Here is a 19971-nt window from a genome sequence, read left to right on the forward strand (position 1 = left end):
GACATGACGGATACGTCGCAGACAGCCGAGAAGGCAAAGATCCACGACGGCAAGGAAGCCGACCACCATCCCTATTTCCGTCCCCGGGATGCGGCCACACTGATCTTGGTCGATCGCAGCGGCGCCGTTCCCAAAGTCCTGGTCGGCAAACGCCACGACAAGGTGGTGTTCATGCCCGGAAAGTTCGTCTTCCCCGGCGGCCGCGTCGACAAGGACGATTATCGCGTGCCGTGCGCGGCGCCGATCACCGCCGAGCTCGAAGCCAATCTCGCCAAGGGCAGCCCGAAGACCCCGGCCTCGCGTGCGAAGTCGCTCGCCATTGCCGCGATCCGCGAAGCCTGTGAGGAGACCGGCCTCTGCCTCGGGCGCAAGATTCAGGACAAGTTCGAGGGCAAAGCCAAACTCGAAGGTGCTTGGAAGCCGTTCGCGGATGCTGGCCTGTTGCCCGATCCCTCCAGCCTGTTCCTGATCGCGCGCGCGATCACCCCGCCCGGCCGCGTCAAGCGGTTCGACACGCGCTTCTTCACGGCGGACGCCTCCGCGATCACCCATCACGTCGAAGGCGTGATCCATGCGGATGCCGAACTTGTCGAGCTGATCTGGGTCGAGCTCGGCTCAAAGCCGCTCGCCGATCTGCATCCGATGACCCGCAATGTACTCAACGAACTCCACACGCGCCTTGCTACCGGCCCGCTCCGTCACGATGCGCCGGTGCCGTTCTTCCATTTCTACGGCGGCAAGATGCAGAAGGATATTTTGAGCTGACTACTCGTCCGCATCGAGCTCGGTGGAGACATAGTCGCGCGCGGGAAGGTTCAGCGCTCGCCCGAGCTCGTTGGCGAGCTGGCTGGCTTCCTCGCGCTTGGTGAAGCTCATCAGCGCGATGGGCTCGGTGCCCTTGTTGCCGCACAGATTGACGTCGTACGTCGTCGCTTGCGGATCGTAGTCGTCGGTGATGCCAATGAAATGATAATCGGCGAGATCGCGATGCTTGCGAAAATTCAGCGGACCGAACTGCCTGGTGATGACGATCTGGCGCAGCGTCTCGTTCAGCACGACGAAATAGCGGAACGTCAACAGGATGATTCCGGGAATCCCGACGAGCAGCCCGAGCCCCGTGAACACCAGCACCGGCACGAGATCATCGGCCAGCCTTCCGAAGCCGGCAAAATCCTGGCGCAGGCCGAGCGCGACATTCCACAGCAGATAGCCGCTCGCCGCCAGCAGCGGCAACGACAGCAGCCGCCCGACCCAGGGCATGGGCCGGTCGATGCGGACGATACTGCCGTCCACGGTCATAGCGTCTGCCATTGAAGGCCTCCTCACGAGCCGAAGTCATGGCTTGGTCGGAGCGAGCGGCGGATCGGTTCGATAGCCCCTCGCCGTCGTTCCAGACTCGCGCCCCGGAATGACGGAATTGTGCTGAGTGCGTCGCGAAAAACAAAAAAATCTTCCCGCTCTTACCAATGGCGGAGTTCCCCGGCGTGCCTATGTCTTCTCCAACCACACAAGGAACGGATACGGGGCGATGGCACAACGGCAACTCAAGCTCGGCGCGTTCATGCGCCCGATCAGCATCCACACCGGCGCCTGGCGCTATCCCGGGGCCTGGCCGGACGCCAATTTCAATTTCGGCCACATCAAGACGCTGATCAGGAAGCTCGAGGCCGGCAAGTTCGACGCCTTCTTCATGGCCGATCACCTCGCCGTGCTGAACATGCCGGTCAACGCGCTCAAGCGCAGCCACACCGTGACTTCGTTCGAGCCGTTCACGCTGCTGTCGGCGCTGTCCGCCGTCACCGAGCGCATCGGCCTGATCGCGACCGGCTCGACCACCTTTGACGAGCCCTATCACGTGGCACGGCGCTTCGCCTCGCTCGACCATCTCAGCGGCGGACGTGCGGGCTGGAATATCGTCACCACCTCGAATCCGGATGCCGCGCTGAATTTCGGCCTCGACGACCACATGGAGCACGCCGAGCGCTACAAGCGCGCCCGCGAGTTCTACGACGTCGTCACCGGCCTCTGGGATTCCTTCGCCGACGACGCCTTCGTGCGCGACGTCGAAAGCGGCGTGTTCGTCGATCCCGCGAAGATGCATGTACTCGATCACAACGGAAAATATCTGAAGGTGCGCGGGCCGCTCAACATCGCCCGCCCCGTGCAGGGCTGGCCGCTGATCGTGCAGGCCGGCGCATCGGAAGACGGCAGGCAGCTTGCAGCCGAGACAGCAGAGGCCGTGTTCACCGGCGGCGGCAGCCTCGCCGACAGCCAAAAGCTCTATGCCGACATCGAGGGCCGCATGGAGAAGATCGGCCGCGACCCCGAGCATCTGAAAATCCTGCCAGGCGCCTTCGTGGTGGTTGGCGACAGCGTCGACGAGGCCAAGGAGAAGCGTGCGTTGCTAGACAGCCGCGTGCACTACGACAGCGCCATCGCCTCGCTGTCCGTCATCCTCGGCACCGATGCCTCCGGCTTCGATCCCGATGGACCGCTGCCCGAAATCCCCGAGACCAATGCCAGCAAGAGCGGCCGGCAGCGCATGGTCGACCTCGCCGCGCGCGACAAGCTCACGGTGCGCCAGCTCGCCCAGCGCGTCGGCGGCTATGGCGGGCTGTCCTTCGTCGGCACCGCAAAAACCATCGCCGACCAGATGGAGGAATGGCTGGTCGGGCGCGGCTCGGACGGCTTCAACATCATGTTCCCGTTCCTGCCCGCCGGCCTCGACGACTTCGTCGACAAGGTCGTGCCGGAGCTGCAGCGGCGCGGGATTTTCCGCAAAGAGTATGAAGGGCCCACCTTGAGGGAGAATCTGGGCCTGCCGCGGCCGAAAAACCGGTTCTTCGAGGGGTGATCGGGCCGATTTGAGTGCTTTTCGACCCCTAAAATCTTGACATCAGGCGGTTTCTGGCTAGGTTGCCGCCCAACGCGGGCCGTTTGGCCGGCTCCAGATTCCCTTATTGTTGAGGTTCAGAACATGGCCAAAGCGGTCACCATCAAGGTCAAGCTCGTGTCCTCGGCCGACACCGGCTTCTACTACGTCGCCAAGAAGAATTCGCGCACCATGACCGACAAGATCGTCAAGAAGAAGTACGATCCCGTCGCGCGCAAGCACGTCGAATTCCGCGAAGCCAAGATCAAGTAAGATCGGCTAAACGCTGCTGAGTTTTGCGGGGCCCTTTCGGGCCCCGTTTTTATTTGTGCCTCTCTCCGTGTCTGCGCTGATGCAAGCGCTTTCACATTTCGGAAAGCTTCCGGAAAGGCGGCCGGCAACCAGACGCCCGGCGTTGGCGCGAGGGCTGCGACTGCGCCCCGCACGTTCTCTCTCGTGTCCCGGACGCGCTGCAGCGTGAAACGCTGCTGCGCCGAGCCGGGATCCAGAAAGCAACACAACACGGTGCAGGAGACGTGGGCCCCGGCTCTGCCGCGCACCACTGAAGAAGCGTTGCGCTGCGTCCGGGGCGCGAGAGCGCGAGGACGCGTGCTTCTGGAAATGTCGCGTCCGCTATGCGCGCAGAAGACGACGCTGAAGCCGAGTCGCTCGATGTCGACAACGGGCCGATAACCGCCATCATCGGCCATTGGACACAATCAATTCATCGCAGCAAGAACCATTTTTTTCATGTTTGCAAGGGCGTGGTAACCCTTCGCCAATTGCAAAAGGTTTTCCCTTTCCGGTCCATGCGGTAAGCGAGCGGCATCTTCACGCAGGGCTTTCGCTAGTTCGTCGCACTGGTCGATGGTCAGGTGTTCCTCTTGCATAGCGGCCCTCAAAGCATTCGAGTTGGTCGTTCCCAACCGATGCCGGCCCGAGGCGTTCCCGGATCATTGTTTGTGTCCCGCGGGATTAGCTTGTCACACTGACGCAACCGGGAGCTATGCAAATGCGGCAGATTCTTCTAACTTCTATTTTGCTACCGTTGCATAGTTCTCGTCGATTTTTGTTTCCCAGGACAGGCGCTCGATCCGACCGTCGCACCTAGTAATTGCTGAGTGGAGATTGGAAAATGGCTTGGAGCAAAGTTCTCAGCTTTACCGATCCGTTCCCGTATCAGACGAACGTTCGTGCCTCCGACATGCGAATATTTCCCACCGCCAAGGGAGAATTTCGAGGCCAGGTGACGCAAATCGTGATGAACGAATTGTGGATGCAGCGATTTCATGAACAATTGCCACGTGTCCACAAAGGGACGGTGCGGCCCGGCCGCAAGGTATTCACCTTTCTCTCGGAAGCTCAGCCAGAGGTGTATCACTGCGGCCGATTGTTGTCGCAAGGTGAATTGATCTCGGAAGACTACGAAGTACAGCACATGAGGACCACGGGAGATTTCCACCTCGGATGTATTTCTCTTGCGCCAGAAGAACTAGTAAGGGCGAGCAAGGCGATAGCAGGTCGCGAATTTGATATTGAGCGCACCAAACACGTCATTCGGCCAAGGCCAGACCTCGTGAGGCGATTGCTGGCGCTCCATGAGACGGCAGAACACATTGCCAAGACCACGCCAAACTTTTTCGAACTTCCGGAACTTGTTCGGGCATTTGAACAGCAATCTGTTCACGTGTTGATCAGATGTTTGACCGACAGCATTATATCAACGCCCAACAGCCGCAATCTTCGCTATGAAACCGTCGTCGCGCGCTTCGAAGAGTTCCTGGAAGCGAACCCAAACAAGCCCCTGTATCTGACCGACGTATGCGCGGCCGTCGGCGTAGCAGAAAGAACTCTGCGATTCGCCTGTGAAGAGCACGTCGGAATGGGCCCTGTCCGCTACCTCAATTTGCGGAGAATGCACCTTGCCCGTCGCGCGCTGGTGCAAGGGATTCCTTCGACGACAACGGTAACCCGAATTGCCACCGATCACGGCTTTTGGGAGCTGGGTCGCTTCTCGGTCGCCTATCGAACGTTGTTTGGTGAAATGCCTTCGGAGACCTTGAGAAGTCCGCCAGTTGACTACAAAGATTTTCCTGATCGCCCGTCGTCGCGCCAAGGTCCAGTCGAGGTGATCAGGACAAGATGATCGATTCGGTCATGTTGATCTCAGCCATGACTATCGATCAATCATCTTGCTTCTCGACCACGACTCCGGACGCCCTTGGCTGCTGATGAAAAACAATATGCTGTACGCGACGATGGTCGAGTCGAGCAGAAAGGGAAGCAGGTAGCCCTTGGCCCATGGCTGCTGCCCAAAATTGCTGATGCACAAGAAGACCATGAAAGCTTTCTCGATGGCGCTGAATACCATGGTCTCGAAGCGCAGCCATGGGCGAAAGGCAGCGACCACCATCAGCACTCCGATCCCGAAGACCATGATGCCCCAGTGCCGCAGGGCTGGCACGCTGGAAGGCGTATAGTCGACGAGGCCGCCAAACATCGGCGTCAGAAGGTGGATGTCGATGGCGAACGGCAATGACAGGCCGGTAGCAATGCCGAACACGATGAGAAATGGTTTGATCGTGTTGATGATGAAGATGTCCAAACCCTTCATGGGAATACCTGCCGGTTGTGCTCCGTCCGAATAGCTCTCCGCCTTCGGAAGCCGAACCACGCTATCCTTGCCGGGATCAGATGATCCTGACGCACGCCGATTCTGATTGCGTCACCAAGGAAGGACCAGATGGAAGCAACCGCCTGGTCCGAACCACGGCTTCTAATCCCCCTGCCCAAGCGCCGCTCCGCCGCCGGTGCGATTTACCTTCATGTTCACTCCGCACGATACCGGGTAACCTGCACGATCCGACTCATGGACGCGGCAATCACGACAGTTATGGCTTGCGCATCATTCCCATGCGCGGCGGTTGCACGGGAGCTGCCACTCCGTAAATGACGGTGATGCCCGAACCTCCACCCCACGTCGAAGTCGGGCGAACCGGATTGGGTGAGGCAGCGCCGTTAAGGTCGTTCCAGTTGTTCGCCGCCCAAACATTGCCGGCCGAGTCGATCGACACGTCGGTCAGCATCTGGATGCTGCCGCCTTTGAAAACGTGGATGACATCACCCGTCTTTGTGCCTGCCGGATGGCCCTTCGTGTTGTCTCCAGCCATCAGCACCACCCCACGGCCCCAGAAGTTGCCGATCCATACGTCGTCATTGCCGTCGATATTCAAGCCCCAGGGCACGCTGATTGCCTTGTCACCGGTGAAACCGGTCGAAGCAGGCTGAGAGCCATCGGGGCGGATCATATTGACTACGCCGGTGACCATAGTGGGGTGGCTTTCGAGGACCTTGAGCATATGTCCGGCGGCAATCTTGAACTGCTCCATGATCGACGCGCCATCCGGAATGACGGGCGGCGGAAAGTCGAGCGACATATTACTCGCGACCCACACGTTGCCCTTCGAGTCGAGCGCGAGCGCGCGAACACCGATCCCGGCGCGGAATGACTCCGCTTTGGAGGGATCGTCCGCGGGGAACCGCACGACCTTGTCCGACTGGGAGTTGCTGACCCAAACGCGATTTTGGGCATCGATAACGATGTCGAAGGGAGACTTCAGTCCGGCGACTTTTACGATCCGGCCGTCCTTCACTCGTCCGCCGGGAAAGTACAGCAACTGATTGTCCGACCCGTCGGCTATCCAGACGTCTCCATTCGCGGCGACCCCGATGCCCATCAGGCCGAGAAATTTTTCTTTGAACGGGAAGTCGTTCTCTGTACCGATGGGACGACCGTCGAAATCCAGTACGAGGATCTTCCCGTCGAAGCTTGTGGCCCACACCTTGTCTTTCGTCACGGCGGTGCCCCAGCCGACTCCGTCAATCCCCATTCCGGTGAAGCCGGTGATCGGGGGCGAAAGAGCGGTTCCGTTGGGAGAAAGTTTGACGACACCGCCGCCGACACTCTGATTGACGCCCGACTGCGACCCAGCCATCCAGTTTTGCCCGCTCCAGAGATTGCCCTCGGCGTCAAACATCAGCCGGCCGGCCGAATAAACGCCGCCTCCAGCGAAGCAAAGCGACAGGACGAAATCATCCGGAACGTAGGCCAGATACGGCACGAATGGAGCCTTTCGTCGAGACCCATCCTTGGGTTGCGGATACGCCTCGTCGAACAACGCAAAGATTTCCTTAGGCTGAGCCCATGGCTGGCGGGCGATACTAGCCATTGCATCAATGGCGTTCTTGGGCGTCGTTCCGTCGGGGAGGGTCGCAGCCTTAAGAAAGCGGGCTCGCCAATCGTCGTTGGCTACCGTGGCGAACGCCGTGACGAGCGATCCGAGGGTGTCCAAGTTCGCGAGCGTCGTCGTCTGGGTGCTATTGAGCGGGTCCAAAAGCACTTTGCCCCACCCACCGGTCGCGGGATCAACCAAATTCGAGACGTTCCCGGCAGCAATCCACAGTCCGAGCGGATTACCGGAGATCGCTTCTCCCTTGATGAATTGCGCAGCAACGAACGCCGAAGCCACAGTGGTGAGCTCGTTGACGGTGACGGTTCTGGGTACGGGATTCCCGAGCAATACCATCAGTGCGGTGGCATTGGTGACGCCTTGGCTCGTGGCTGCTCTGGGCGTGCCGCCTTTGGCGACCAGATAAACCGTCGCGTTATTTCCGACCGCAGGTGGAACGCTGAGCGCAAAACGGCCATCTGCGCCGGTTTGCGCCTGAGCGAGCTGGGCAGGCGCGTCTGGACCCGCCTTCCAGAGAGTGACTGTCGCCCCGCCAATCGGCTCTCCCGCCAAGAGAACCCGACCGTCGAGTGGCTGCTGAGCGGACGCCGGTGCACCCGCGACCGCAATCGCAGCGCCGAGCGCAAGAATACAGATCCAGATTTGTCGAGCCAGCTTCATGAGTCGTCTCCCTGGTCTTCGTCTGTCGTTCGCGTCGCGCACGGACCTAAATCAATCGGCCGTAAGCACGTCACTTCGACTTGATGCTCGGCCGGCGAGCAGTCTTTGCAGCGGCCGTTTTGAGGGGATATTCATCGGTCGAAGATTGGCGCATAGCCATTTTTAGGACTATGCATTTCCGGCATTGAATGGATTTTTATGCGGACCTTCATCAGGGCCCTCATGCCGGTTTGGGTCACAAGCGGCCCATCACGACCAAGCAGCGTGGCGTCCGTTCAAAGCTCGCAAACTGACGATAGCGACCACACGCCCCGCCTACGCCGTCCGTAACACCGGCGCCGGGGGATGCGACGGCCGGATCAGCGCGAACGCGACCTGGATGATGCCACCGGCGAGGCCGAGCGCCACGCCGATGCGCCAGGCCATGGTGTAGGAGCCGAGCGCGTCGTAGATCACCCCTCCTCCATACGCGCCGAGGAAGCTGCCGATCTGGTGGCTCATGAAGGCGAGGCCCTGGATCATCGCCTGCCAGCGCAAGCCGAACATCTCGGCGACCGCGCCCGCGACCAGCGGGCCGACGCCCATCCAGAGGAAGCCCATGATCGCGCCGAACAATAGCGTCGAGGCCGGCGTCGCAGGCAGCATGAAGTACCAGGCGAGTGCGAGCGAGCGCAGGATGTAGATACCGCCGAGTAGCGCCAGCTTGTTCCAGCGCTGGCCGGCCCAGCCGAAGAACAGCGATCCCAGCACATTGAAGCCGCCGATCATGCCCAGCGTCTGCGCGCTCAGCATCGGATCGAGGCCGCAGATCGCGAGATAAGACGGCAGGTGCGTGGTGAGGAACACGAGCTGCATGCCGCAGACGAGATAGGCGCAGGTCATCACCACGAAGGATGCGTTGCCGAACGCGGTCCTCGCCGCGGTCGCGGCCGTTGCATCGCCGATGTCATCGGCGGCTGGCTTCGGCAGCGGGATCGCGTCGACACGCCCGGCATACCAGGCCGCAGGGATCATCAGCACCGACATGACGACGAAGCCGGCGAGGCCGGCGCGCCAGCCGAATCCCTCGTTGAGCATCTGCCCGATCGGCGCCGACAGCAGTGCGCCGAGCGAGCCCGCTCCAGAAACGATGCCGAGCACGGTGGAGCGCACCGTCGCCGGCACCGCGCGCGCCGCCACCGACATCGCGATCGCAGCCGCGGTGCAAGCCAGCGACGTCCCGATCAACACGCCGGCACCGATCATGATGCTGACGAGCCCGTTGGCGGTCGCCATCAGCACCAGGCCCGCGATGTACATGAACGACCCGACGATCATGATCGGACGAAAGCCGTAGCGCACGGTCAGCGCGCCGATAGGCGGCTGGAGAAAGCCCCAGGCGAGATTCTGCACGGCCAGCGCCAGCGTGAAGTCGGAGATCGACAGATGAATGTCGTGCGTCAGCGGCTGCATGAAGATGCCGAGGCTCTGCCGCAGCCCCATGCTCAGCGTCAGCATGATCGAGGCGCCGATCAGGATAGGCAATGTCGGACGCAGGACCTGCAGCAGGGGCATTTTCTTCTCCCTCATCGGTGCGGCGCGCGCGCCGTCGTCTGCATCGCTCGTTAATTTTGGTTACACAGACCTGTGTACTTAGGCTATGGATAGAGTGCGCTGTCAAGCGAACAGGACATTCACCGCCGCATGGCTCCCCCGCCCACCCCACAGACGATGAAAGAGCGGATCCTCGAGACCGCCGACAAGCTGTTCTATTTGCAAGGCATTCGCGCCATCGGCGTCGATACCATCGCGGCCGAGATCGGCATCTCCAAGCGCACGCTCTACAATCACTTCCCCTCCAAAGACGCGCTGATCGCGGCGTATCTCGAACGCCGCTTCGTGCAGCCCCGCGCCTCCGACAAGGCCCCGGCCGAGCAGATCCTCGCGACCTTCGATTCGCTGGAGCGGCGTTTTGCGGCCAAGGATTTTCGCGGCTGCCCGTTCGTGAACGCGGTCGCCGAGCTTGGCCCGGCGGACCGCGCCGTGAAGAAGATCGCAATCGCCTTCAAGGAAAGCCGCCGCGTCTGGTTTCGCGACCGGCTGAACGAACTCGGCGTTACGGACGCGGAGACACTGGCAACACAGCTCGTGCTGCTGGTCGACGGCTCGATCGCGCAGGACCTCGTGCGCGACGATCCCGCGATGGCGCGCGCGGCGAAGGAAGCGGCGAAGGTGCTGCTGCGGAATGCGGGGGTGGATGTGGGAGATAAGGCTGCAGTGAAGCCAGGCAAGCGGGCGGCCCGGTATCCCTGAAGCAGCTGAAAGATCAGAGCCCGATCCGCTCGCCGCAAGAGCCCGGATAGGCGAGCACGCCCCGAACGTCCAACCCAGTTCACCGTGCTTCACCTTCGATCTCTTGAAGAGAGCGAGCCGATATCCCTGAGGGAGCGACAGGGCAGAGTGACGCTCTTAAGGTTGATTAGGTTAGATTACCGAAAGCTCAACGTTGCACGACTGCGACCCAAGGCCAATGGCAGTGCGACCGCAACAGACCCTTCCGAGTTGCGTTACGTATCCTTGCCGGTCGACCCTGGTGAACTATGAGCCGTCAGCAGCCTGAGGCCGAAAGCAACGCGGCAAACACGTCCCAAAGGCGCGCCATCCCAAACACGGCGGTCGCAGTACTCTACTTCGTGCCATCTTCATCGCGACGGCGGCCTGGCTTTACTTCTTGACCCGAGGGCTCGCTTGGACAATCGGAGCTTTGTTCAAGTGAGGACAGTCGCAGCCGGCAACGCCTCTTAACCTTGACAAGTTAGGTTAATCATACAGCTGGCTGGAGCGAGCTGTGCGCCTGCTCTATGAAAGGACTGTCGCGCTAGCAGTCTGCTGAAAAACCTTGAAATGGAGAATTTTCATTTTTCCGCCGGTCGTTTTTGGAGCGGCGCGGTAGAGTTGGATGTAATTTCTAGCTTGTTATTGAGTGTGCCCCGGCGCGGGGTGGCTATGCGGCGAGCAGTTTGGGAATTCGGATCAGGTTATAGGCGATCAGATTAAGCAGGAAGTCGGCGGCGACGCGAGCGATGCCCCGATGTTTGGTCTTGCGCATGGTGCCATGCTGCTTGCCCCATCCGAAAATGCACTCGACCATCGCCCGGCGCGATTGCGACATGCCGTATCCCGGATGCCGCGTGGTTCGTTCGTCGATCGCGCTGTTACGGTTCTTGCCGGTTTTGGTGATGGCCTGGTTCTGTGTCACATGCGGCGTCACGCCGATGGCGCGAAGGTTGGCGACATGATCGGCCGTATCGTATGCCTTGTCCTCACCAGCCGTGATGCGGCGACCTGCGGCTTTGCGTCTCGCCTTCAGCATGACCTCCGCAGCCCGGCGTTCGGCGGTGCCATTGGCATGCGTGACCCTGCCGGCCACCGCCAGCCCATGCCGGTTCTCCATGGTGGCGTGGCCCATATAGCAAAGCTTGGCCTCCCGTCCGGCCGCCTTGCGATAAAGCCTGCTGTCCGGGTCACTGGTGCTCGCATGGGTGTCGTTCTTGCGTTTCTGGCCATGGAAGTTGGCGCCGTCATCATCGTCGCCGCTGCCGTCCTTGGGGCGAAAACTCTTCTGCGAAGCCCAGGCTTCGATCAGCGTTCCGTCCACCGAAAAATGCTCGTCCGACAATAGCGGCTTGACCTGAGAATGGTTCAGAAGCCTGGTCATGAACTTCGTGAACACATCGCCGTTCTGCAGCCGCTCCCGGTTCTTGGTAAAGGTGGTCGGGTCCCAGACCGGATCGTCCGGCGACAGTCCCACGAACCAGCGATACAAAAGATTGTAGTCCAGTTGCTCCATCAGCTGGCGTTCCGAGCGGATGCCGTAGAACACCTGCAGCAGCAAGGCGCTCAGCAATTGCTCCGGAGGGATCGAAGGACGTCCCTCGCTGGCGTATAGCTTTCCAAGGCTGCGGTTCAAATCATTCAAAACATCCCGGACAAGTTCCCGGACCTTCCGCAGCGGATGGTTCGCTGGCACACGTTTTATCCGGCGCGATGTACGAAAACAGGCCGCCCTGATCCGTAAACCTGCCGCGCATGATCGTCTCCGCCGATTCGAGATGATAAAGTGAATCATCAAGTCCCCTTCCTGGCGAGGCGGTTTTTCAGCAGACTGCTAGAGATGGTTTTGAGCTGGATCAATATCTCGACCGCGCGGAACGGCCGCCCGAATTACCAAGAACCGGCGGCACTCATATTTAGGAGATTTCTCAGCGCAAATGGCAATTTCCATCCCACAAGTTCGCCCTTGGCTCGGCGAGCCCGAGATCGCGGGTGCAATCAGTGCGATCGCAAACAATTGGATTACTGAAGGTCCAAAGAGCGTTGAATTTGCTGACAGGCTGAAGACCCTGATCGGAGCTCCATTTGGAGTCTTCGCCCCGAACGGAACGCTCGCGTTGGCCTTGGGGCTGATGGCACTTGGTATCGGTCCAGGTGACGAAGTCCTAGTTCCTGACATCACTTTCATCGGGTCCGCCGGCGCGGTGATTTTGTGCGGCGCCATTCCCGTGTTCGTGGATGTGGAGCCGAGAACCTTCCAAATCGATATTGCGCATGCCGCACAGAAAACGGGGTCGCGCACACGCGCGATCATGCCTGTTCATTTGTACGGGACTGCGTGCGACATGATCGAAGTCGGAGCCTTCGCTCAGCGTCACGGGCTTAAAGTTATTGAAGATGCTGCTCAAGGAATTGGCGTCAGTCATCGTGGAAAGCACGTTGGGAGCTTCGGCGACGTTGGCTGCTTTTCATTCTTTGCCGACAAAACGATCACGACCGGCGAAGGGGGATTTGTGGTCTGCCAAACCGCTGAGATTTTCGACCGGTTAAGGCACTTAAGGAACCAAGGACGATTAAACTCGGGAAACTTCGTGCACGCGGCCGTTGGCTACAACTTTCGAATAACGGATATTCAAGCCGGCATCGGGCTCGCTCAATTGGGCAGACTTGACACAATAATCGAGCGCAAACGGATTATCTACGAGTGGTACAAGCAGGGCTTAGCATGCATCGATAGCATTCGTCTTCTTGGCCCAAGCCCGGAGAGCACTCATGTCCCATTTAGATGTGTTTTGATTTACGAACGCGCAAAGCAGCTCGCGCTGCACTTGGAGTCGCAAGGCGTTCAATCCCGCGGCTTCTTCCACCCGATGCATAATCAGCCCTGCTTTGGCGATCACTTCAAAGGAACGGATTGGTCACTGTCACATCAAAATCTGGACTTCCCCAACTCAACTTTCGGTTTCGAGAACGGTTTGTGCCTTCCAATTTTCCCGACCATCTCGCGAGAAGAGGTGGAGTATATCACGCGCGCAATCGTCTCGTTTTGCTCGGACAACTCATCTGCTCCTGCCGCGTATCGAACAAACAGATAGGGAGTGTACACCACCAAGCCCTTTGCCGGATCGCCGAGGAACGTGTCACCGGACCCGTCGCTGGCAAGAAGCGTGCCGATCGCGGCGCAGATGCCATCGGGCGCTCCCCCCGTCGCGTTGGTCAGAAACTCTGACTGCACTCGCTTGTCGCCGTTGGGCAGCGGATGGATCATCGCGTATTGGTTTTTACATGTCCCGGCGGCCCGTACCGATCTCGCCCGTCGCGAGGTTCAGGCGGGCGAACGCCGCGCCCTGCACCAATCCGTCGTAGCAGATGACCGACACCCAATCCCGCCCGACGGAACGTACATCGAAACGCAGTGACATGCGCGTCGGCCTTGCCGCCGGAATGCCCGCATAGTTCTGGAAGACCTGATGGAAGTAGTTGGTGGTCGTCTCCAGCAACTGCTGGCCTGGAGGTGAAGACGTCGGCATCCCGAGCTCCTGCCTCGTCCAAGCCGCGTTCGTGAAGTCGCCCGGCGAAACAAACAGGTTGGTCTTGCCAGCCGCCTCGGGGCTCGCGAACAGATTTGCAGCGACCGCGTAGAACTTGCCACCAGGCACGCCCGCGGCATTCCGATAGTGCTCGAACGTGACGCAATGATTGATGCGGGCTGCCGTATTCGGAGCTAAAATCAACTCAGTCCTTGTGCCGTATCGCGTCGTCGGGAGGATCAGATAGAAGCCGACGCCGGGCACCATCTTGAACCCGATGCGCGTCTTTGACCGTAAGGCAGGTTGGCGAACGTGCCGGATGCCTCGATCGGATTGGTGATGTTGCCGCTCACATCCTGCGCGTAGTACTGGATCTGGTAGGAGCCGGCGGTGTATGAGAAGTGGGCGCTATACGCACCAACGGCCAGTTGCCCTTCCCCCGGCACCAAGGTCAAAGCCTGCACGTCGTTGGCGTCGCTGAACGAGGTCTCTGCAATGACCTCTTCGATTTCCTCCCGGCATTTGAGCGTGTTGTAAGTTGCCGTCACACTCTTGACGACCAGGGCGCCGTTTTCGACTTCCGCGGACGGCCCTACCCCGTAATAGGCCAGCCAGAGCCTTTCACCCGTTTGCGCGTTGCCGGGCGCGCCGTTCGGCATCGTTGTGAAGTCAATCCAAACATTGCCGCGCAGAAGTCCGTTCGCACTCTCTGAGGGAGCGGCTTGCGTCAACAATCTGGGTATTCTGGGGCCGACGAATGGGCTTGGAACGACTTGCCGATTGCAAAGTTTTCCCGTTGCCCTTTGCCAAGGGGTGGCTGCCTTCCCCAGGGCAGCCTCAACAGCCCCAGCTTCACCGCCCTGAAGCTGGGGTCCTTTTGCTGTCTGGACAATTTGGTCTGCAGACCTCAGGAGGCGTTGATGCAAGCTGATCACGCGACCCTTCTTGTTGAACGGTTTAACGACCTCTCTTCTCAACTGTCAGATCTGAAAGATCTCCGGCTTAAAGTCGAAGAGGCGGAGCGACGCGCTTGCATTGTGCCTCCATTGCAGTCGCCCCCGAGCACTCAATCGCCTCCGGGCCAGCCGACATCTTCCTGAGCGCGTCATGGACCGCGCTGGCCGAACCAGCGCCCCTGAGGCAGTGAGCCTGACGTATTGAAATCCGATGTTCGCCCATGGTAGTTTTCTACTTTTTCCCGATAGTGTTTTTGTGCTGGGGAGGACATTTATGCAAAGCTCTCGCGCAATCCTTTATGCCCAACAACTTAGCGAACTCACTTCTCAGCTCTCAGAATTGGAATATCTTCGAGGTCTAGTCGAAGAAGCAGAGCGAAGCGCCCGCGGTGTGCCTCCATTACGCTTGACACATCCTGCTTCGCGCCGCCTTCGAAGGCGTGAACCGGGCGCCCTGTCTGTCCGCCTCCGTCGCCACGCGCCACCAAGCAGGAATGCAGGAGCTATCAGCCCGCCTGACAACGACAACCAAGTCGATTGGACTTTGCTGGAGCCATTCCCCGACGGATGGTGGGCTTCCCCCTAAACCTCTCCAAGCGCTGGGACGAAGAGATCGGTCCAATGCCCGAGAGACGCTCCCCTGAAGAGAGCGAGCCGATATCCCTGAGGGACTAAACCAAGCCGACAGGTCGCCCTTGCTGGGATTGCAGCGGAGGACGTAGGATGGTGCAGTTTAGTTGGACGCAATGATTGGTATATTTGTATTTCTGGCGATCTTCGCGAGTGGCTTTGCTGTGGGATACACAGTGAGAGAAGTGATCTCGCGTCGGTGACGTCCGCTGCCGCGCGGCTTGAGTAAGTAGGCGCATGCCGGCAACAGTTAACCTTTGATCCGCAGTAGATTGTGGGGCGATCATGATTTCAAGAATCTTGAGCAAAATTACTCATCTGGCGCACGACCTCGATGCTCTAGGATTGTACGCTACCATGCAGGGCGCTCGATCAATGTCCGGCGAAGGCGCCCTTTCCCTACAACTGCCCGGAAGTTCGCGGGTCACCATTCGTCGACGTGATAGCGACTATCTCACGCTTCGTCAGGTCTACGTTCAGCAAGAGTACTGGTTCAACACGACCGTCATACAGAAGGCGATCGCCGCCAGACATGCGGACATTGTTTCGAGTGGCAAAACGCCAGTAATCGTCGACGCAGGAGCAAATATCGGGTTGGCGAGCATCTGGTTCTCCGAAAAGTATCCAGGCTCTGTCACAGTGGCGATTGAACCCGATCCGAAGAACTACGGGGTCCTGAAAAACAACACGCAAAGTCACAGCGACATCATTCCAATTATGGCAGCCATCGGCTCCAAGTCGGGTTCAGCAACCCTCTCAAACTCCAGCGGGCAATCGTGGGGTCACGAAACTGCGCGATCATCGACGGGCGAAATAGACATCGTGACCATCGATGACGCGCTCGAACAAGTAAAAAACGGAACGCTGCTTATTGCTAAAATCGACATCGAAGGATTCGAGAGCGACCTCTTCACAGACAATCTCGCCTGGTTGGATGACGTGTGCGCAGTCTTCATCGAGCCACATGACTGGAAGCTGCTGCCGTTGGCAAAGAGCAGCCGAGCCTTTCAGAAAGCCTTCGGTGAGCGAGACTTCTCTATCTTCACCCGAGGCGAGATCATCCTTTACCTAAATAACAAATATGTTGCGCCTTCTATGACGAGATAGGTCACTCCAAGATCTCCAGTGGATTCTCGCCGACAACACCAGGGAGTGCCTCCAAACCAACCTGAAGAATTTCCAGGCTGGTTAAGGGATTGAAAAGCATCTTGGCTTCCTGAAGGGAGGGGACCGGCACCCCTACAATCGGGCCGAAGTTCGAATGCAGCGGAAAATGTGAGCAGTTTCATAAAAGTGCACAGAAAGCAGGGCTAGAATCCGATACCTTCCTTCGGTTCACCGCCTAGTGCGGCTGCCTGCCCTTTCTTTTGCTAAGAGTTTTCAGCGGCTTTGTGTTGGAGGCATTGATGAAGAACTCTCCCGGTCTCCTTTTTGCCCAACGGTTGAACGAACTCAATTCTCAGCTCTCAGAATTGGAAGAACTTCGAACCCGGATCAAAGAAGCGGAGCGACGCGCCTGCGCTGCACCTACACTACGATCGACGCCAAAAACTCCGAAGTCTCGAAAATCGATATCGGTCCTGACATTCGTCCCACCTGCCGAACGTCGCCTGAGGCTTCGTCCCTGAGAGGAACGGCTTGCGCTCCGCCTCGATATTAAACAAGCTCATGCGCCACCGGAGCGTAGTATTGGGTGGCCGCCCCACCTTTTATTAGGACCTTTGGCTAGAACCGCCGTCGCCTCCCAGGGCGGCGGCGGTTTCGATTTGTCGATACATATCAAGCGGCTTGAAGGGAGTGGAAGGTCTCAGGTGACGCTTGACACGCAACAACGACCCAAGGAAGCATCTGGCGTTTTTCATGCCCTTTGGAGAGTTGCCCATGACTACCATCCACATGGACTCGTCCCTCAGCCAGACCGCCACCCGCGCCGTTTTGAACGGAGGAGTTCTGCGCTGCACAAAGACCAGCGACAAGGACGTTTATTCCCATTCGATTTGGGCGACCGAAAGCAACATCCGTCAATTCACGATGCACGAAGGGGACAGCATCGTCATCCCACCCGGTTCGACCGTGACGATATGGATATTCCGAAGGCAGCCGGGAAATTCTACTTGGACCATGGACTTCGAACTCAAGGAAAAGGCTGCCTGACAAGCCATTCGAAACAGCCGCTCTCGGAAAGTCCAAGAGCGGTCCCTTTGAAGAGAGCGAGCCGATACCCCTGAGGGAGCGGCTTGCCTCAACAAATCCGGGAATTCTGCGGCCGACGAATGGCTTTGGAACGACCTGCCGATGGCAAAGTTTTCCCGTTGCCCTTTGCCAAGGGGCGACTGCCTTCCCCAAAGGGCAGCCTCAAGACAGCCCCAGCTTCACCGCCCTGAAGCTGGGGTCCTTTTGCTCCAGATTCACATGCTTTAATGAATTTGCGCCCGCCCGATGAATGCTCTGAAGTCTTGGAAGTCGCGCACCCAACGGCGAAGGGGCGAAAGAGTGTGAGTCATAGTCATCAGGCCGCCTCGATCAGGTAAGCGCCATCGGCATCCGTGAGAAATGCCCCGTCGGTATCGACGAGGAAGACGAAGCCATTCGGCAGCGGCGGCAAGCTTGCTGTTCCAAAAATACCGAGACCCGCATCCTAAGGCCGCGTTCACCGGTGCGGGCAGCAACGCTTGAGCCGAGACGCTGCGGCGGACTGGATTCCCCGCCTGCCGCCCACGCTAAAAGCTTCGGCGCCACTGGACCTCACCTCGGCGAAGCCTTGGCGTAGCCGGGTCGCGGGGAATGACGGCGCTGTTTGTTGACGTTCGGGATGCTAGCAGCATGCCCCTGTTTTGCCCGACGAGTCAAACGGCGTTGCTGTCTGCATCAGCTGTTTTGCGGCCGACGTAAGCCGTTGATTTCACTATCACCGGCTACTGTGCATGGGGTTGTTTTCGCGTTTTTTTTCGCGCGGCCCTGTGCGAGCGACCTCACGCGGCCTGCGACACCACGCGGTTGCGGCCGTCGTGCTTGGCGCGATACATCGCGGTGTCGGCGCGCTTGAGGACGTCGCCAACCGCCTCGCCCTTCTGCTCCAGCGTGGTCAGCCCGATCGAGATCGTGACTTCGATGCGCTTGGTGCCCTTGTGGATCGCGAACGGCTCGCCCGCGATCGAGCGGCGCAGCCGCTCGGCGACCATGCCGGCGACGTGGAGATCGGTCTCCGGCATCACGATGACGAATTCCTCGCCGCCGTAGCGGCAGGCGAGATCGATGCCGCGGATCGACTTGCGCACCCGCACGGCGAATTCGCGCAGCACGTCGTCGCCGGCGTCGTGGCCGTAATTGTCGTTGATCGACTTGAAGTAGTCGATGTCCAAAATCATCAGCGCCAGCGGCTTGCCGCGGGTCGCGGCCTGCTCGGCCAGCGTCGCGAGATGGCTCTCCATGTAGCGGCGATTGTGCAGCCCGGTGAGCGCGTCGGTGATCGCCATCTCGATCGAGTTCTGCACGTTGTCGCGCAGATGATCGGTGTAGCGGCGGCGGCGGATCTGGGTGCGGGCGCGCGCCAGCAGCTCGATCTTGTCGATGGGACGCAGCAGGTAGTCGTTGACGCCGATCTCGAGGCCGCGGAGCAGCCGCGTCGAGTTCTCGGGATCGGCGATCGCCAGGATCGGCACGTGGCGGGTACGCTCCAGCGAGCGCGCCTGGCTGCATAGCCGCAACCCGTCGAAATTGTTGAGGTCGAGCGAGACGATCAGGAGGTCGTAATTGCCCTCGGCGGCGTGGAACAGCGCTTCCGTCGGGTTCGGCTCGACGTCGATGGTGTGCTCGGCGGCCAGGATCGTCGCCAGCCGCTCAAAAGAGGACTCGCGGTCGTCGACCAGCAGGATGCGGCCGCCCTTGCCGGTGTCGGCCACGGCGCTGCGTTCGGGCGCCTGCATGCCGATCTCGAGCGAGGTGATGGCGCGCATGCGCAGCTCGTCCGTCATCATCTTCAACCGGGTCAGCGAGCGCACGCGCGCAATCAGCACGACGTCGGAGACCGGTTTGGTGAGGAAATCGTCGGCGCCGGCTTCCAGCCCGCGGTTGCGGTCCGCGGGGCTGTCGAGCGCGGTGACCATCACGACGGGAATGTGGTGCGTCGCCGGATCGGTCTTGAGGCGGCGGCAGACTTCGAAACCGTCGATGTCGGGCATCATGACGTCGAGCAGGATGATGTCGCATTCGGCACGGGCGCAGATCGCCAGCGCCTCGGTGCCGTTCGAGGCGGTCATCACGTCGAAATATTCGGCGGACAGGCGGGCTTCGAGCAGCTTGACGTTGGCAGGGACGTCATCGACGACGAGGATACGCGCGGACACTGTGAACTCACTTCCTATCCGATGAAACGCCGGACCGTCTCGATAAATTTGCCGACCGAGATCGGCTTGGACAAATAGGCTTCGCAGCCGCCCTCGCGGATGCGCTCTTCGTCGCCCTTCATCGCGAACGCCGTGACGGCGACGACGGGAATGCTGCGCAGCTCCGGATCATCCTTGATCCAGCGCGTCACCTCCAGGCCCGAGACCTGCGGCAATTGGATATCCATCAGCACGAGGTCGGGCCGCGTCTTGCGCACGAGGTCGAGCGCCTCGTAGCCGTTGCTGGTACCCGAGGTCTGGTAGCCGTGCGCTTCCAACAGGTCGCGGAAGAGCTTCATGTTGAGCTCGTTGTCTTCCACGATCAGGACGGTCTTAGCCATCCCGCCCTCCTGTTTGGTCCACAGACCGATACAT

17 protein-coding genes and 1 pseudogene are annotated in these 19971 nt (G+C 59.8%); 8 read left to right on the forward strand and 10 right to left on the reverse strand.

The genetic code is table 11. The features are described from left to right. The first annotated feature begins 3 nt into the window (after positions 1-3). On the forward strand, positions 4-765 hold the full coding sequence (locus ACVWYI_RS24115; RefSeq protein WP_456663381.1) for an NUDIX hydrolase: 762 nt from the start codon (positions 4-6) through the stop codon (positions 763-765). On the opposite strand, the gene ACVWYI_RS24120 is transcribed toward ACVWYI_RS24115, so the two are convergent. Next, positions 766-1311, reverse strand: a complete 546-nt coding sequence (locus ACVWYI_RS24120) for a hypothetical protein (protein ID WP_456663382.1) — start codon at positions 1309-1311, stop codon at positions 766-768. Positions 1312-1528: 217 nt separating this feature from the next. On the opposite strand from ACVWYI_RS24120, the gene ACVWYI_RS24125 reads away from it, so the two are divergent. Both ACVWYI_RS24125 and rpmG read left to right on the forward strand, forming a co-directional pair. Further along, positions 1529-2854, forward strand: coding sequence for an LLM class flavin-dependent oxidoreductase (locus ACVWYI_RS24125; RefSeq protein ID WP_456663383.1), 1326 nt, complete (start codon positions 1529-1531; stop codon positions 2852-2854). A 123-nt stretch (positions 2855-2977) separates the two neighbouring features. Continuing rightward, positions 2978-3145, forward strand: a complete 168-nt coding sequence (gene rpmG, locus ACVWYI_RS24130; protein WP_247321864.1) for a 50S ribosomal protein L33 — start codon at positions 2978-2980, stop codon at positions 3143-3145. Positions 3146-3591: 446 nt separating this feature from the next. Here the strand turns inward: rpmG and ACVWYI_RS24135 are convergent, their stop codons facing one another. Then, complete coding sequence (locus ACVWYI_RS24135; RefSeq protein ID WP_247340648.1) at positions 3592-3762, reverse strand: hypothetical protein; 171 nt, start codon at positions 3760-3762, stop codon at positions 3592-3594. Positions 3763-4007: 245 nt separating this feature from the next. On the opposite strand from ACVWYI_RS24135, the gene ACVWYI_RS24140 reads away from it, so the two are divergent. Then, complete coding sequence (locus ACVWYI_RS24140) at positions 4008-5018, forward strand: AraC family transcriptional regulator (protein ID WP_247340649.1); 1011 nt, start codon at positions 4008-4010, stop codon at positions 5016-5018. A 30-nt stretch (positions 5019-5048) separates the two neighbouring features. Here the strand turns inward: ACVWYI_RS24140 and ACVWYI_RS24145 are convergent, their stop codons facing one another. The 3 genes from ACVWYI_RS24145 to ACVWYI_RS24155 form a co-directional block, all read right to left on the reverse strand. Continuing rightward, complete coding sequence (locus tag ACVWYI_RS24145; protein ID WP_247340650.1) at positions 5049-5486, reverse strand: hypothetical protein; 438 nt, start codon at positions 5484-5486, stop codon at positions 5049-5051. Positions 5487-5763: 277 nt separating this feature from the next. Continuing rightward, entirely contained in the window at positions 5764-7782 is a 2019-nt protein-coding gene (locus ACVWYI_RS24150; protein WP_456663384.1) for a hypothetical protein, read from the reverse strand. Between the two features lie 315 nt (positions 7783-8097). Then, on the reverse strand, positions 8098-9336 hold the full coding sequence (locus ACVWYI_RS24155; RefSeq protein WP_456663385.1) for an MFS transporter: 1239 nt from the start codon (positions 9334-9336) through the stop codon (positions 8098-8100). Positions 9337-9465: 129 nt separating this feature from the next. Between ACVWYI_RS24155 and ACVWYI_RS24160 the strand changes: the two genes are divergently transcribed. Further along, entirely contained in the window at positions 9466-10074 is a 609-nt protein-coding gene (locus tag ACVWYI_RS24160) for a TetR/AcrR family transcriptional regulator (RefSeq protein ID WP_456663386.1), read from the forward strand. Between the two features lie 691 nt (positions 10075-10765). Here the strand turns inward: ACVWYI_RS24160 and ACVWYI_RS24165 are convergent. Beyond that, a pseudogene (locus ACVWYI_RS24165) lies at positions 10766-11852 on the reverse strand (IS5 family transposase). 180 nt (positions 11853-12032) lie between these two features. Here ACVWYI_RS24165 and ACVWYI_RS24170 point away from each other — a divergent pair. Then, complete coding sequence (locus ACVWYI_RS24170; RefSeq protein ID WP_456663387.1) at positions 12033-13190, forward strand: DegT/DnrJ/EryC1/StrS family aminotransferase; 1158 nt, start codon at positions 12033-12035, stop codon at positions 13188-13190. Positions 13191-13376: 186 nt separating this feature from the next. Here ACVWYI_RS24170 and ACVWYI_RS24175 read toward each other — a convergent pair whose 3' ends face one another. Further along, on the reverse strand, positions 13377-13892 hold the full coding sequence (locus ACVWYI_RS24175) for a hypothetical protein (protein ID WP_456663388.1): 516 nt from the start codon (positions 13890-13892) through the stop codon (positions 13377-13379). Continuing rightward, entirely contained in the window at positions 13865-14356 is a 492-nt protein-coding gene (locus ACVWYI_RS24180) for a hypothetical protein (RefSeq protein ID WP_456663389.1), read from the reverse strand. Before ACVWYI_RS24180 ends, ACVWYI_RS24175 begins: the two co-directional genes overlap by 28 nt. 1155 nt (positions 14357-15511) lie before the next feature. Here ACVWYI_RS24180 and ACVWYI_RS24185 point away from each other — a divergent pair. Then, complete coding sequence (locus ACVWYI_RS24185) at positions 15512-16318, forward strand: FkbM family methyltransferase (protein WP_456663390.1); 807 nt, start codon at positions 15512-15514, stop codon at positions 16316-16318. A gap of 774 nt (positions 16319-17092) precedes the next feature. Then, positions 17093-17365, forward strand: coding sequence for a hypothetical protein (locus ACVWYI_RS24190; RefSeq protein ID WP_456663391.1), 273 nt, complete (start codon positions 17093-17095; stop codon positions 17363-17365). A gap of 818 nt (positions 17366-18183) precedes the next feature. Here ACVWYI_RS24190 and ACVWYI_RS24195 read toward each other — a convergent pair. Beyond that, on the reverse strand, positions 18184-19557 hold the full coding sequence (locus tag ACVWYI_RS24195; RefSeq protein WP_456663392.1) for a PleD family two-component system response regulator: 1374 nt from the start codon (positions 19555-19557) through the stop codon (positions 18184-18186). A 14-nt stretch (positions 19558-19571) separates the two neighbouring features. After that, the gene (locus tag ACVWYI_RS24200) at positions 19572-19937 is read right to left on the reverse strand and encodes a response regulator (RefSeq protein WP_247340659.1); all 366 of its coding nucleotides are present in this window, start codon (positions 19935-19937) and stop codon (positions 19572-19574) included. Between the last annotated feature and the right edge of the window lie 34 nt (positions 19938-19971).

This window comes from Bradyrhizobium sp. LB13.1 (genome assembly GCF_054056815.1).